Raw genomic sequence first — 14,310 nt, forward strand, 5'->3', positions numbered from 1 at the left:
GACAGAGGGGGCAGTTTCCCCAGGGGGACACCTACTCCCTACGCCGGAGCGGGAGGGGAAGCAGTCGTCCTTGGGGATGAGCGCATCCGTCCCCGAACAGTGCGTCAATGGATGCAGGGCCCGTACTGTGGGTTCTGTCGCAGAGCTGAGCTGGAAGTCCGTCAGAAGGGGGCGCGCGAAGCCCATGAGCGGTGTCATGAAGCGTATGGGGATGATCTTCCGCGCGAAGGCGAACAAGGCCCTTGACCGGGCCGAGGACCCGCGCGAGACCCTCGATTACTCGTACCAGAAGCAGCTGGAGCTGCTCCAGAAGGTCCGCCGTGGCGTCGCCGACGTGGCGACCTCCCGCAAGCGCCTCGAGCTCCAGCTGAACCAGCTGCAGCAGCAGTCGTCCAAGCTGGAGGACCAGGGCCGCAAGGCGCTCGCGCTGGGCCGCGAGGACCTGGCCCGCGAGGCCCTGTCCCGCAAGTCCGCGCTCCAGCAGCAGGTGACGGACCTGGAGACGCAGCACGCGACGCTCCAGGGCGAGGAGGAGAAGCTCACTCTGGCGGCCCAGCGGCTGCAGGCCAAGGTCGACGCCTTCCGTACGAAGAAGGAGACCATCAAGGCCACCTACACGGCCGCCCAGGCCCAGACCCGCATCGGCGAGGCCTTCTCCGGCATCTCGGAGGAGATGGGCGACGTCGGCCTGGCCATCCAGCGCGCCGAGGACAAGACGGCACAGCTCCAGGCCCGCGCCGGTGCCATCGACGAACTCCTCGCCTCCGGCGCCCTGGACGACCCCACGGGCATGCACAAGGACGACATCGCCGCCGAGCTGGACCGGATCTCCGGTGGTACGGATGTAGAGCTGGAGTTGCAGCGCATGAAGGCCGAGCTCGCCGGAGGTTCGCCGCAGCAGGCGATCGAGGGCGGCACGGGCGAGGCGCAGTCCCAGCAGCAGCCGCAGGACACCCCGCGCTTCGACAAGCAGTAGGGGCCACATCCAGGAGGCCTACATGGGCGACATGGTCGTACGGATCATGGGGGAGGGCCAGGTGAGGCTGGCGGACAGCCACCTCACCGAACTCGACAAACTGGACAACGAGCTCCTGCGGGAAATGCAGAACGGCGACGGCCCGGGCTTCCGCGCCACCCTGCAGGCTCTGCTGTCCAAGGTCAGGGAGCTGGGCACCCCCTTGCCCGACGACTCCCTTGAACCCTCCGAACTGATCCTCCCTTCCCCGGACGCGACGCTGGAGGAAGTGCGGGAGCTGCTGAGCGACGACGGGTTGATTCCAGGCTGAGGGTTCCGGGACAGCCCGTCCGGCGTTAGAGGACGAGGCCCGAAGGGCCGACACCGGGGGCCTGGGGGCCGCAGGCCCCCGGAGGACGGCACCCGGAGCTACGGCCACCTTCCGTTCCGGCTCAGAGCGGGCACCCGTACTGTTCAAGCGTGGGCACCCTGGAACGAACCCGATGCCGGCTGGCGGCGCACCCCCTCGCGCTGGACGCGGCCCTCGCGGCAGGCGTACTGGCCTGCATGGTCGCCGGCTCCTTCGTCGACCCGCACGGCAAGAACGGCGTCACCTGGGGCGTGCGTACCCCCGACCCGCTCGCCCTGGTCCTGATGACCCTCGGCGCCCTCGCCCTGGTGTTCCGCCGCCGCGCCCCCAGGACGGTCCTCGCTCTCACGGGCACCGTCTCCGTGATCGAGTGCGTCGTCGACGACCCCCGGGCCCCCGTCGCCATGTCCGCGGTCATCGCCCTCTACACCGTCGCCTCCACCACCGACCGCCCCACCACCTGGCGCCTGGGCCTGCTCACGATGACCGTCCTGACCGGCGCCGCGATGCTCGGCGGCCCGCTGCCCTGGTACGCCCAGGAGAACCTCGCGATCTTCGCCTGGACCGGCATCGGCGCGACCGCCGGCGACGCCGTACGCAGCCGCAGAGCCGTCGTCCAGGCCATCCGCGACCGCGCCGAGCGGGCCGAGCGCACCCGCGAGGAGGAGGCCCGCCGCCGGGTCGCCGAGGAACGCCTCCGTATCGCCCGCGACCTGCACGACGTCGTCGCCCACCACATCGCCCTGGTCAACGTCCAGGCGGGCGTCGCCGCGCACGTCATGGACAAGCGGCCCGACCAGGCCAAGGAGGCCCTGGCCCACGTACGCGAGGCGAGCCGCTCCGCGCTCAACGAGCTCCGCGCCACCGTCGGCCTGCTGCGGCAGTCCGGCGACCCCGAGGCCCCCACCGAACCGGCCCCGGGCCTGGACCGCCTCGACGAACTCGTCGGCACCTTCCGCAGCGCCGGGCTGCACGTGGAGGTCGCCCGCGCCGACCACGGCACCACCCTCCCCGCGGCCGTGGACCTCGCCGCCTACCGCGTCATCCAGGAAGCCCTCACCAACGTCCGCAAGCACGCGGGCGGCGAGGCGAAGGCCGAGGTCAGCGTCGTCCGCGTGGGCCCGAACATCGAGATCACGGTCCTCGACAACGGCAGTGGGGAGGACCAGGACCCCTCCGACGGCGGCGGCCACGGACTGCTCGGCATGCGCGAACGCGTCACCGCCCTGCGCGGCACCCTCACCACCGGCCCCCGCTACGGCGGCGGCTTCCGCGTCCATGCGATCCTGCCGATCAAGACCCGTACCGCCGCAACCGGGGGAAGCGCATGACGATCCGTGTCCTGCTCGCCGACGACCAGGCGCTGCTGCGCAGTGCCTTCCGTGTGCTCGTCGACTCCGAGCCCGACATGGAGGTCGTGGGTGAGGCGTCCGACGGCGCGGAGGCGGTACGGCTGGCGAAGGAGCAGCGGGCCGACGTCGTCCTCATGGACATCCGCATGCCGGGCACCGACGGACTGGCCGCCACGCGCATGATCAGCACCGACCCCTCGCTCGCCCACGTCCGCATCGTCATCCTCACCACCTTCGAGGTCGACGACTACGTCGTGCAGTCGCTGCGCGCCGGCGCCTCCGGCTTCCTCGGCAAGGGCAGCGAACCCGAGGAGCTGCTCGCCGCCATCCGCGTCGCGGCGGGCGGCGAGGCCCTGCTCTCCCCGACCGCCACGAAGGGCCTGATCGCCCGCTTCCTCGCCCAGGGCGACGGCGCCGACGACGCCCACGACCCGGCCCGCGCCGAACGCCTGGACGCCCTCACCGTCCGCGAACGCGAGGTCTTGGTCCAGGTGGCCGCCGGCCACTCCAACGACGAGATCGCCGACCGCCTCGAGGTCAGCCCCCTTACGGTCAAAACTCACGTCAACCGAGCCATGTCCAAACTGGGCGCCCGCGACCGGGCCCAGTTGGTGGTGATCGCGTACGAGACGGGGCTGGTACGACCGAGAGGGGAGTGAACTCCACCCGCTAGCCCTCCACGCACGCCCACCCTCCTCTACGCCCCCATGTGTTGTTCACGAAGTAGGACATCGCTTCGTCCTCTGCGATCGGGTGGTGCACCGTCAGTAGACTGACTCTTCTGGCCTGATGAAGCCTCACTCTTCAAGCAGGTCGGAGATGTACTCCCGGATCTGGGTCGGCAGATCTTGCGGATTGATTTCTCGAATCTGTGAGATCTGGGAGCCCTGAACGTGGCCGGTCGACATGATTTCCAGGATGGCGTGCAGCTGAGCTTCCAACGCCGCATGGTCTGTTTCGGAGGCCGCTGTCACGGTGAGGACAGTTGCCGCAGTGCCAGCCTCCGTTGCGGTGTAGGCGTTCACCCAGTCCGTGGCTTCGTCCGCGCCGCGCTCACGCATACGCGGCTCAGTGTCGGTGACCTTCCGAATGAGTTCCAGAAAATCTTTCGCGTTCATGTACCAAACCTGTCGCGGCCTAGTAGGGGAGCAAGAAGAAAATCGGCCACAGCCTCGATCGCTCAAGGCATCGGCCGTCGCATGAATGATCGATTCTGTCAGTGGTGCGGTTCCAGGAAGTGCCTGGCCTCCGGCGCTTCGGCCAGGGACGGTCCCCCCGGCCCGTTCCGTATCCTGTGATCTCGAACTGCTCTTCGGGGGAGAGGAACGGGGCGGTGGCACTGCGCGAGGGCGATCCCGGGGCGCTGGGTGAGTACCGGATCGTCGACCGGCTCGGGGCCGGTGGCATGGGTGTCGTGTACCGGGCGCGGTCCCGGTCCGGGCGTGAGGTCGCCGTCAAGGTGGTGCACGCCCAGTACGCCGCGGACCCGGTGTTCCGTGCCCGCTTCCGGCAGGAGATCGCGGCCGTCCGCAAGGTCAGCGGGGCCTTCACCGCACCGGTCGTGGACGCGGACCCGGAGGCCGAACTGCCCTGGATGGCCACGCAGTACGTGCCAGGGCGCTCGCTCGCCGACCACCTGCGGGCCGACGGTCCGATGGTGGGCGCGCAACTGCGGAACCTGGTCCTCGGACTGGTGGAGGCGCTGCGCGACATCCACCGCACCGGGGTCGTGCACCGCGATCTGAAACCGGCCAACGTGCTGATGGCCGATGACGGCCCCCGGGTCATCGACTTCGGCATCTCGCGCGCCGCGGAGAACCAGACGCTGACCGAGACCGGGCACATGATGGGCACCCCGCCCTTCATGTCTCCCGAACAGCTCTCCGACGCCCGCTCGGTGGGCCCCGCGTCGGACGTCTTCTCGCTCGGCTCCCTGGTGGTGTTCGCCGCCACCGGCCGCGGCCCCTTCGACACCGACAGCCCCTATCTGACGGCGTACCGCGTGATGAGCGACGAACCGACGCTGGACGCCGTACCCCCGCCGCTGCGCGAGGTGGTCTCCCGGTGTCTGGCCAAGGAGCCGGGCGTCCGCCCCGGACTGGACGAGCTCTCCCACGCGTTCGTCACCGCGCTGCCGGACGTGGCGCCGGGTGAGATGCCCACGGTGCCCCATCGGCGGCCGGACCCGCAGCCGACGCTGCAGCCGGCAGCCGCCTCCGCGCAGCCCGTCGAGGCACATCCCGTCGAGGCGCATCCCGTCGAGGAGCAGGCCGCGCCGCGCCCTCCCAGCGCCGGCAACCGCAGACTGCGGGTGCTGGTCGCGGTGGCCGGTGTCCTGGCGGTCGCGCTCACCGCCTATCTGCTGGGACCGTTCAAGGGCGGCGGCGGCACCGTCCAGGAGGGCGCTTCGCCCAGTGCCTCCGCCACCCGCTGGGCCGCTTACCCGGCCGGCTGGCGGCCCTGGCGGACGACCGTGTACGCGGCCGCCGACCAGGGGGTGAAAAAGAGCCGGGCACCGGAGATCAGGGGCTTCGGCTCCGGGCCGAATCCGACGTGTGTGCCGGGCGGCGGGTCCTTTTACTGCGCGGGTCAGAGCGCCCTGCCGATCCGTGTGGACGCCGCGACCGGCCGGACCCTCTGGCGGGCCGCGGCCCGGCCCGGGAACACCCCGCTCGAACGCTACGGGGCCCAGGTCCTGGGCGTGCGCGACGGCGTGCTGCTCGTGCGGGAGGTCATCGGGAACGCCGCCGGCGACGACGACACGACCACCGTCTCCGCCCTCGCCGTCGACGGCGGCAGGCGGCTGTGGTCGAGGCAGGTCCAGAACCAGTACGTCGAGACGGCACTCGTCGGCGGCCTGGTCCTCACCCCGGACGGCGCCGTGGTCACCGCCCGCTCCCCGCGGGACGGCGCCGCACGGTGGAGCATGACGCTGCCCTCCGGCTACAACTGCACGTTCGCCCTCGACGGCGACCGCGCGTTCGCGGACTGCGCCGACTACCACACCCCGTCCGGCGCGCAGCGGTTGCTGTTCGCCCTCGACCCCGCCGACGGCGGGCTACGACGGCTTCGTTCCGGCCCCTCGGTCACCGCGACCTACGCCGGGATGCTGGACGGACGCCCGGTGTTCGTCGAACGGCGCAGCGCCGATCCGAACACGGAGGACAACGCCTTCGTCCGGGTGACGCTGATCGACCCCGCCGGCGGCCGGTCCCGTACCGTCAAGCTGTCCCAGCAGCAGGACGGGCACGTCGGTCTGGTGCACGGGGTGTTGTGCTTCGTCACCTCCAACGGCCGGCTGACGGCCGTCTCGCCGCTGACCGGCAAGCCCCTGTGGAGCACCGCGACGACGCTGGAGCAGCCGGGCCCGCCGATCGCCGACGGGCGCCGCAGCCTGTTCGTCGCCAGCGCGAGCGGACGGGTCGCCGCCCTGGACGCCCACGCGGGGACGCTGCTGTGGGAGTCGTACCCGCGCGCGGGCCGCGTGGACAGCGTGGGCGGCTCGCTCGCGGACCCGGTCCCGCACCGGGGCGCCCTGCTGGTGCCGACCCCCGACGGCACCCTCTTCACCCTCGACCCCGCGCACCCCGAGCGGAAGCCCGTCTCGGGGTGACACGGGGGTCCCGGGTGACACGGGAGGTGGTGCCTACGGCAGCGCCAGCATCCGCTCCAGCGCCAGCTTCGCGAACTTCTCGGTCTCCTTGTCGACCTCGATCCGGTTGACCAGCTTGCCCTCGGCCAGGGACTCCAGGGTCCAGACCAGGTGGGGCAGGTCGATGCGGTTCATGGTCGAGCAGAAGCAGACCGTCTTGTCGAGGAAGACGATCTCCTTGCCCTCGGGGGCGAAGCGGTTCGCGAGGCGGCGGACGAGGTTCAGCTCCGTGCCGATGGCCCACTTGGAACCGGCCGGGGCGGCCTCCAGCGCCTTGATGATGTACTCCGTCGAGCCGACGTAGTCCGCGGCGGCGACGACCTCGTGCCGGCACTCGGGGTGCACCAGGACGTTCACGCCCGGGATGCGCTCGCGCACGTCGTTCACCGAGTCCAGCGAGAACCGGCCGTGCACCGAGCAGTGCCCGCGCCACAGGATCATCTTCGCGGCGCGCAGCTCCTCGGCGGTCAGCCCGCCGTTCGGCTTGTGCGGGTTGTAGACGACACAGTCCTCCAGGGACATGCCCATGTCCCGGACGGCGGTGTTGCGGCCCAGGTGCTGGTCGGGCAGGAACAGGACCTTCTCGCCCTGCTGGAACGCCCACTCCAGGGCCCGCTGGGCGTTGGAGGAGGTGCAGATCGTGCCGCCGTGCCGGCCGGTGAACGCCTTGATGTCCGCGGAGGAGTTCATGTACGACACCGGCACGACCTGCTCGGCGATGCCGGCCTCGGTCAGCACGTCCCAGCACTCGGCGACCTGCTCGGCGGTCGCCATGTCGGCCATCGAGCAGCCGGCCGCGAGGTCGGGCAGGACCACCTTCTGGTCGTCGGAGGTCAGGATGTCGGCCGACTCGGCCATGAAGTGCACACCGCAGAAGACGATGTACTCGGCCTCCGGGCGGGCGGCCGCGTCCCGGGCCAGCTTGAAGGAGTCGCCGGTGACGTCCGCGAACTGGATGACCTCGTCGCGCTGGTAGTGGTGGCCGAGCACGAAGACCTTGTCGCCGAGCTTCTCCTTGGCCGCGCGGGCGCGCTCCACCAGGTCGGGGTCGGAGGGCGAGGGGAGGTCGCCGGGGCACTCGACACCCCGCTCGCTCTTCGGGTCGGCCTCGCGGCCGAGCAGCAGCAGGGCGAGCGGAGACGGCTGTACGTCGAGCTCCGGGGTCTGGGCGGTGGTCACGACACGCACCCTTTCTGTTCTGCGGATGTTCTCTAGGGAGTGCTTTTCGTCGAACTGACGCTATCTATCATAACCCGGTTCACGTCACTTTGACGACGGTCATAGCGTCGATGTGACATGAATCCCGGTGCCGCAGCGGCACAGGGCTCCTGGGTCGCTGTTCGCTTCCTCGCGGGTGTGCGAGCATGAAAGGACAGGGCGAAGAACGAAGTAGTCGCTCGGCCCGGAATGAATCCGCGGCCCCGGCGGTTGAAACCGTCGGCAAGCAGTCTCCGTACAACCCGGGAGAGATGTAGATGTCCGTATCGGACGAGACCGGCACCGTCACCGACGGCATCATCCTGTCCGACGCCGCCGCGGCGAAGGTCAAGGCCCTGCTCGACCAGGAAGGCCGTGACGACCTGGCCCTGCGCGTCGCCGTTCAGCCCGGTGGCTGCTCCGGCCTGCGTTACCAGCTGTTCTTCGACGAGCGTTCCCTCGACGGCGACGTCGTCAAGGACTTCGGCGGCGTCAAGGTCGTCACCGACCGGATGAGCGCCCCGTACCTGGGCGGCGCGTCCATCGACTTCGTCGACACCATCGAGAAGCAGGGCTTCACGATCGACAACCCGAATGCGACGGGTTCCTGCGCCTGCGGCGACTCCTTCAGCTGAGCCGTCGCGCACGGCAGACGAACACCGCGAAGGCGGCGGCCCCCTCCGGCCGGGCCGCCGCCTTCGCGCGTCTACGCCCTACCGCGGCGCTACCGCACCCCGGCCGACGTCCGCGGCAGCCGCGCACCGGGCTTCATCTGCGGGATCTGCTTGCCGTCCGAGCCCACGACCTTCCGGTCGCCCAGCTCCTCCTTCAGCTGCACCGTCCTCACCATCTCCTTGGCGATCATGATGCAGACCCGGTTCTTGTACGGCGTCTCGGTCACCGTCACGGTCACGTCGTCGGAACTCTCGCTCGCCGTCGCCGCGTAGTCGCCGCACACCCCGCCCATGAAGGACACGGTCAGCGTCCTGCCGTCGGCGATGTAGCCCTCGACCTTCACGTCCCGGGTGTCCGGAGCGGAGGTCGACGACGGGGTCGGCTGCCCGGACGACGCCCCCGAGCCCAGGTACTTCGGGTCGATCGCCGGATACGTCACCGTGAAGGCGTCCTGCGCGCCCGCCGCCCGCACCTCATACAGCCAGGACGGCACCAGCGCCGGCCGCCCGGCCACGGTGTGCGAGGCCAGTCCGAAGACCGCCTTCTCCACGGTGAGGGTGGGCTTCGCCGGCGTCGCCGTAGCGCCCGGCGTCCCCTGCCCGCAGGGCGCCTCCAGCCGGTCCTTCAGCGGTACGGGGCTGGCGCAGCCGCCGATGCCCATGCGGTGGTCGGTGACGGGCGCCGAGTTCATCAGGTCCAGCGTCCGGCGCGCGCCCAGGACGGGGTACGTGTCCCCCTTCACCGGCGCCTTCAAGCGGCCGCTGCCGCCGACCACCTCGCCCTGCGCGCTCACCGTCAGCGCGGTGGTCCAGCCGTAGGTGGGCAGTCCGCCGACCACCGGATCGGCGTTCACCATCCGCTGGGCGCCCATCACCTGGCTCGCGTCCACCTTGGCGTCGTCCTGACCCGCCGCCTTCAGCACCGGCGCCGCCGCCTTCTTCGCGGCCGCCTCGCTCACGGTGTCGACGGCGGGGTTGGCCGGGTCCTTGTGGCACACGGTGACGTCGCGGCAGTCGTCGGTCCCGGCGGCGTACCGGTGGTAGGTCCACGTCCCGGGCGCCTGCTTGTCGACGACCAGGCCGGGCCCGGACGGGTCCTTGCCGGGCCCCACCCGCCAGGCCTGCCCCTGCGCCACCGGCGTCCCGTCAAGGCCGAGCGCCTTCGCCAGCCGGGCGACCTCCGCCTCGGTGACCTCGCCGCCCGCCCGGTACACGGGCGCCGAGCCCGGTCCGCCGGGCAGACTGCCGACGACCTTGTACGTCGCGCCGTACGGGTTGGGCTCCCCGGGCGCGATCCCGTTCGAACCGCTGTCGCCGTAGCCGTCGAGGGCGAGCGGCGGGGGAGGAGTGCCGTCCCCGGAGGCCCCGGAGCCCGTACGGCCATCGGATCCGCCGGAGGCCGACGCGGCGAGGTAGGCCCCGCCACCGCCGACGAGCAGCACGGCGGCGGCGACGGAGGCGACGAGCACGGGGGAGCGGCGCCGGGACGGCCGCGGGTGCTCGGCGTCGGGGTCGGGGGTGGCGTCCGGTACCTCGTCGTCGGCCCCGTCGCCCCCGTCGCCCCGGTTGCCGGCATCGGCCTCGGGCTCCCCGGCCGCCTCCGTCTCCCCGTCGGTCCCGGTCTTCTCGGCAGCCTCCTTCTCCTCGGCCGCCTCGGTGACGCCTTCCGCCGGCTCCGCCGCCCCCGTCCCCTCAGAAGCGGCGTCCGGAGTACCAGCGCCCTGCTCCGCCACGGCGCCCTGCTCCTCGGCGTCCTTGTCGGGTCGCTCCGTAGTCACCGCATCGCTCCTTCACGTGCTGTCCCAGAACCCTGACCCGGCCCTGTCAAAACGGCCGGAGAGGGGTCGTATCGCGCATCCCCTCGACGGGGGACGGCGATGGGACGCACCGGGGGAGCGCACGGTTCCCTCACGCGCGCCGATCCGGACCACCGCGCCGGTCATCCGGACCAAGGCGCCGGCACCAGAACCACCGCGCCGGTCGTCCGGACCACCGCGCCCGCTCAGTCGCCGTAGTCGGACATCGCCTCCAGAAGCCTGGCCGACGTGGAGGGCACGGTGACACCGTGGATGCGGGAGGGGGAGACCGGAAGCGGAAGGGTCCGGTCGGGAGCGGCCCAGTGGGGGACCATCCGGGCGCAGTCGCCCCACAGCGACGCCATGTCGCCTTCGAGGTCGACCGGGACCGGGGCGTGGACCTTGAGGTTCGTCATACCGGAACCGTAAGCACCGATCCGCCCGTCGAGAAAGATCTACTATCGGGTAGTTTTGGCCACTTCGCAGCCTCGTCCCGGTCCGCTGGAGTGCTCAGCTACGACCCGGTAGCGTGAAGCGTCAACCCGTCTCCCCACAGGAGAGTCAACGCCGTGCGCATCGCAGTCACCGGCTCCATCGCCACTGACCACCTCATGACCTTCCCCGGCCGCTTCGCCGACCAGTTCGTCGCGGACCAGCTGCACACGGTCTCGCTCTCCTTCCTGGTCGACAACCTGGACGTACGCCGGGGCGGCGTCGGCGCGAACATCGCCTTCGGCATGGGGCAGCTCGGCACGACCCCGATCCTGGTCGGCGCCGCCGGCTTCGACTTCGACGAGTACCGGGCCTGGCTGGACCGGCACGGCGTCGACACCGACTCGGTCCGCATCTCCGAGACCCTGCACACCGCCCGCTTCGTGTGCACCACCGACGCCGACCACAACCAGATCGGCTCCTTCTACACCGGCGCGATGAGCGAGGCCCGCCAGATCGAGCTGAAGACCGTCGCGGACCGCGTGGGCGGCCTCGACCTCGTCCTGATCGGCGCCGACGACCCCGAGGCGATGCTCCGCCACACCGAGGAGTGCCGCTCCCGGTCCATCCCCTTCGCCGCCGACTTCTCCCAGCAGATCGCCCGGATGAACGGCGACGAGATCCGGATACTGCTGGAGGGCGCCACGTACCTCTTCTCCAACGAGTACGAGAAGGGGCTCATCGAGACCAAGACGGGCTGGTCCGACGCCGAGATCCTGGGCAAGGTCGGCCACCGCGTCACCACCCTCGGAGCGCGCGGCGTCCGCATCGAGCGGGTCGGCGAGGACCCGATCGAGGTCGGCTGCCCGGACGAGGAGCGCAAGGCCGACCCCACGGGTGTCGGCGACGCCTTCCGCGCAGGCTTCCTCTCCGGCCTCGCCTGGGGCGTCTCCCTCGAGCGCGCCGCCCAGGTCGGCTGCATGCTCGCCACCCTCGTCATCGAGACGGTCGGCACCCAGGAGTACCAGTTGCGCCGCGCCCACTTCATGGACCGCTTCACCAAGGCCTACGGCGACGACGCCGCCACCGAGGTCCGCAAGCACCTGGCCTGACTACGACACCCGGCGGACCACATACGCGGCACCGTGGTCCGCCGGCTCCTCGCCCACGTACTCCTGGCCGCGCATCTCGCACCACGCCGGGATGTCCAGCCGGGCCGCCTCGTCGTCGGCCAGCACCCGTACCGTGCCGCCGACCGGGACCTCGCCGATGACCTTGGCCAGCTCGATGACGGGCAGCGGGCACAGCTTGCCCAGGGCGTCCACCACCAGGGCGTCCTGGTGCCGCACGGTCGTGGGCGTCGGCGCCCCCAGCTTCTCCCGCACCCCCGCCACCGCCCCCGGCAGCACCTCCAGGAACCGCTCCACGTCCTCCGCCGCCACCTCCGGCGGCAGGGAAACCCGCACATTCCCCTCACTCAGCACACCCATCGCCTTCAGCACATGGCTCGGCGTCAGCGTGCTGCTCGTGCAGGACGATCCGGACGAGACGGAGAAACCCTCCCGGTCCAGCTCGTGCAGCAATGTCTCCCCATCGACATAGAGACAGGAGAAGGTGACGATCCCCGGCAGGCGCCGTACGGCATCGCCCACCACCTCCACGTCCGGCACCAGTTCGGGCACCCGCACCCGGATCCGCTCCGTCAGCTCCCGCAGCCGTACCGCCTCCTGCGCAGCCTCGTCCCGCACCGCCCGCAGCGAGGCGGCCGCCGCCACGATCGCCGGAAGGTTCTCGAACCCGGCGGCCCGCCCGGACTCCCGCTCGTCGGCGGGCCCTTGAACGGCGAACCGCACCCCTTTGCGGACGGCCAGCAGTCCGACTCCGGCCGGCCCGCCCCACTTGTGGGCGCTCGCGGTCAGCAGCGACCAGTCGCCCTCGACGGGCTCCCACCCCAGCGACTGCGCCGCGTCCACCAGCAGCGGCACCCCGGCCGCCCGGCACGCCTCGGCCACCTCCGCCACCGGCTGCACGGTCCCCACCTCGTGGTTGGCCGACTGCAGACAGGCCAGCGCGGTGTCCTGCCGGAGCGCGGCAGCGTAGCCCGCCGGGTCCACCGCCCCCGATCGGTCCACCGCCATGCGGGTGACGGTTCCGCCGCCGGCCTCGTGCGTGTCGGCGGCGTGGAGCACCGAGGAATGTTCGACGGCGGACACGATCAGGTGATGTCCGACCCGCCGCCGCCCCGCCAACGCGCCCGCGACGCCGGTGTGTACGGCCGCCGTACCGGAGGAGGTGAAGACCAGCTCGTCAGCCCGGCATCCCACGGCCTCGGCGGCGGCCTCCCGCGCGGCGTCCAGCAGCATCCGAGCCCGGCGTCCTTCCCGGTAGAGCCGAGCGGGGTCGGCCCACCCCTCGTCCAGCGAGGCCAACAGCGCCTGACGGGCAACGGGATGGAGCGGAGCACTGGAAGCGGCGTCGAAGTAGGGCACACGGCAACGCTAACTCCCAGGGGCCCGAGGGGCGGCGCGACCAGCCAGAACCCGCCCGCAGCCGCCAAACCGGCGAACCCCCACCCGACTAGGCCCCCCTCCCCGCGAACCCTCCGAACGCGTCGGCTAGGGTTTGGTCCGCATAAACATCCAAACCCCTGCCCGACGCAGGGCGGCGACCGACCACCGAAGAAGGCAGGCCGCAGCCAACACGCGCGGGCGAGACTCTCGGGAAGGCGCTACGTGAGTCCCAACGGCTCCGACCGCTCGCCGCGGCGCCCGATGCGGCGGAAGCTGCTGCAGGCAATGACCGCGGGCCTGGTCCTGGCGACCGCCACCGGTTGCACATACAAGGACTTCCCCCGCCTTGGTATGCCCACCCCGACCACGGAAGAGGCTCCGCGGATCCTCTCCCTGTGGCAGGGCTCCTGGGCTGCCGCGCTCGCCGTCGGCGTGCTGGTGTGGGGTCTGATCATCTGGAGCGCGATCTTCCACCGGCGCAGCCGGACCAAGGTCGAGGTTCCCCCGCAGACCCGGTACAACATGCCGATCGAGGCGCTGTACACGGTCGTCCCGCTCATCATCGTCTCGGTGCTCTTCTACTTCACGGCCCGTGACGAGTCGAAGCTCCTCAGCCTCACGGACAAGAAGCCCGACGTGACGGTCAACGTCGTCGGCTTCCAGTGGAGCTGGGGCTTCAACTACATCACGCCCGTCAGCGGTGTCACCGGTGACGCGAAGACCGACGCGAACCTGGCCGCCATCCCGGACCGGTTCAAGAAGGAATTCCCGGCGAACGCGGGCGGCGTCTACGACGTCGGTACGCCCGCCACGCGGAACCCGCAGACCAACAACCCGGGTCCCACCCTGTGGCTGCCCAAGGGCAAGACGGTCCGCTTCGTCCTCACCTCGCGTGACGTCATCCACTCCTTCTGGGTGGTGCCGTTCCTGATGAAGATGGACGTCATCCCGGGCCACACCAACTCCTTCCAGGTGACCCCCAACAAGGAGGGCACCTTCCTGGGCAAGTGCGCCGAGCTGTGCGGCGTCGACCACTCCCGGATGCTGTTCAACGTGAAGGTCGTCTCCCCGGACCGCTACGAGCAGCACCTCAAGGAACTCGCCAAGAAGGGGCAGACCGGTTACGTTCCCGCCGGCATCGCGCAGACGAGCCACGAGAAGAACCGGGAGACGAACAACCTGTGAGCATCCTCAACGAACCCCAGGGTGCCGCGGCAGCAGGGTCCCATTACACGGACGAGTTGCCGGTCCGGCGCCAGAACCGCGGCAGTGTCGTGATCAAGTGGCTGACGACCACCGACCACAAGACGATCGGCACGCTGTACCTGGTCACGTCGTTCGCGTTCTTCCTGATCGGCGGTGTGATGGCGCT

At 70.8% G+C, this 14,310-nt stretch carries 13 protein-coding genes and 1 pseudogene; 9 read left to right on the top strand and 5 right to left on the bottom strand.

What is annotated here, in order from left to right; all coding sequences use genetic code 11:
* The first annotated feature begins 184 nt into the window (after positions 1-184).
* The 4 genes from ACIGDI_RS04650 to ACIGDI_RS04665 all read left to right on the top strand — a co-directional run bounded on the left by ACIGDI_RS04650 (position 185) and on the right by ACIGDI_RS04665 (position 3,336).
* Positions 185-976, top strand: coding sequence for a PspA/IM30 family protein (locus ACIGDI_RS04650; RefSeq protein WP_399890394.1), 792 nt, complete (start codon positions 185-187; stop codon positions 974-976).
* 31 nt (positions 977-1,007) lie between these two features.
* Positions 1,008-1,286 (top strand): hypothetical protein, encoded by a 279-nt coding sequence (locus ACIGDI_RS04655; protein WP_351482559.1) that lies wholly within the window; start codon positions 1,008-1,010, stop codon positions 1,284-1,286.
* A gap of 149 nt (positions 1,287-1,435) precedes the next feature.
* Positions 1,436-2,656 (top strand): sensor histidine kinase, encoded by a 1,221-nt coding sequence (locus tag ACIGDI_RS04660; RefSeq protein ID WP_399890397.1) that lies wholly within the window; start codon positions 1,436-1,438, stop codon positions 2,654-2,656.
* Entirely contained in the window at positions 2,653-3,336 is a 684-nt protein-coding gene (locus tag ACIGDI_RS04665; protein WP_399890400.1) for a response regulator, read from the top strand. The genes ACIGDI_RS04660 and ACIGDI_RS04665 overlap by 4 nt, the downstream gene beginning before the upstream one ends.
* Before the next feature lie 138 nt (positions 3,337-3,474).
* Here ACIGDI_RS04665 and ACIGDI_RS04670 read toward each other — a convergent pair whose 3' ends face one another.
* Complete coding sequence (locus ACIGDI_RS04670) at positions 3,475-3,795, bottom strand: hypothetical protein (RefSeq protein WP_399890403.1); 321 nt, start codon at positions 3,793-3,795, stop codon at positions 3,475-3,477.
* A gap of 215 nt (positions 3,796-4,010) precedes the next feature.
* Here ACIGDI_RS04670 and ACIGDI_RS04675 point away from each other — a divergent pair, with 215 nt between their 5' ends.
* The gene (locus ACIGDI_RS04675) at positions 4,011-6,290 is read left to right on the top strand and encodes a PQQ-binding-like beta-propeller repeat protein (RefSeq protein WP_399890406.1); all 2,280 of its coding nucleotides are present in this window, start codon (positions 4,011-4,013) and stop codon (positions 6,288-6,290) included.
* Between the two features lie 33 nt (positions 6,291-6,323).
* Here ACIGDI_RS04675 and nadA read toward each other — a convergent pair whose 3' ends face one another.
* Positions 6,324-7,508, bottom strand: coding sequence for a quinolinate synthase NadA (nadA, locus tag ACIGDI_RS04680; protein WP_399890409.1), 1,185 nt, complete (start codon positions 7,506-7,508; stop codon positions 6,324-6,326).
* A gap of 296 nt (positions 7,509-7,804) precedes the next feature.
* Between nadA and ACIGDI_RS04685 the strand changes: the two genes are divergently transcribed.
* Complete coding sequence (locus ACIGDI_RS04685; RefSeq protein ID WP_020137379.1) at positions 7,805-8,161, top strand: iron-sulfur cluster assembly accessory protein; 357 nt, start codon at positions 7,805-7,807, stop codon at positions 8,159-8,161.
* Between the two features lie 89 nt (positions 8,162-8,250).
* Here the strand turns inward: ACIGDI_RS04685 and ACIGDI_RS04690 are convergent, their stop codons facing one another.
* Together ACIGDI_RS04690 and ACIGDI_RS04695 are read right to left on the bottom strand one after the other, a co-directional pair.
* A complete protein-coding gene (locus ACIGDI_RS04690; RefSeq protein ID WP_399890412.1) occupies positions 8,251-9,978 on the bottom strand; it encodes a hypothetical protein in 1,728 nt (575 codons plus the stop codon).
* Positions 9,979-10,202: 224 nt separating this feature from the next.
* Positions 10,203-10,412: a hypothetical protein gene (locus ACIGDI_RS04695; RefSeq protein WP_399890415.1), complete on the bottom strand. Its 210-nt coding sequence runs from the start codon at positions 10,410-10,412 to the stop codon at positions 10,203-10,205.
* 153 nt (positions 10,413-10,565) lie between these two features.
* Between ACIGDI_RS04695 and ACIGDI_RS04700 the strand changes: the two genes are divergently transcribed.
* Positions 10,566-11,540: a carbohydrate kinase family protein gene (locus tag ACIGDI_RS04700; protein ID WP_200702269.1), complete on the top strand. Its 975-nt coding sequence runs from the start codon at positions 10,566-10,568 to the stop codon at positions 11,538-11,540.
* Here ACIGDI_RS04700 and ACIGDI_RS04705 read toward each other — a convergent pair whose 3' ends face one another.
* The gene (locus ACIGDI_RS04705; protein WP_399890419.1) at positions 11,541-12,917 is read right to left on the bottom strand and encodes a cysteine desulfurase/sulfurtransferase TusA family protein; all 1,377 of its coding nucleotides are present in this window, start codon (positions 12,915-12,917) and stop codon (positions 11,541-11,543) included.
* A gap of 243 nt (positions 12,918-13,160) precedes the next feature.
* On the opposite strand from ACIGDI_RS04705, the gene coxB reads away from it, so the two are divergent.
* Together coxB and ACIGDI_RS04715 are read left to right on the top strand one after the other, a co-directional pair.
* The gene (coxB, locus tag ACIGDI_RS04710) at positions 13,161-14,123 is read left to right on the top strand and encodes a cytochrome c oxidase subunit II (protein ID WP_390626236.1); all 963 of its coding nucleotides are present in this window, start codon (positions 13,161-13,163) and stop codon (positions 14,121-14,123) included.
* Positions 14,120-14,310: pseudogene (locus tag ACIGDI_RS04715) on the top strand (cytochrome ubiquinol oxidase subunit I); the annotation flags it as partial. The gene coxB and the pseudogene ACIGDI_RS04715, both read left to right, overlap by 4 nt.

Source organism: Streptomyces sp. NPDC085900, from assembly GCF_044540925.1.
GTDB lineage: Bacteria > Actinomycetota > Actinomycetes > Streptomycetales > Streptomycetaceae > Streptomyces > Streptomyces gilvifuscus.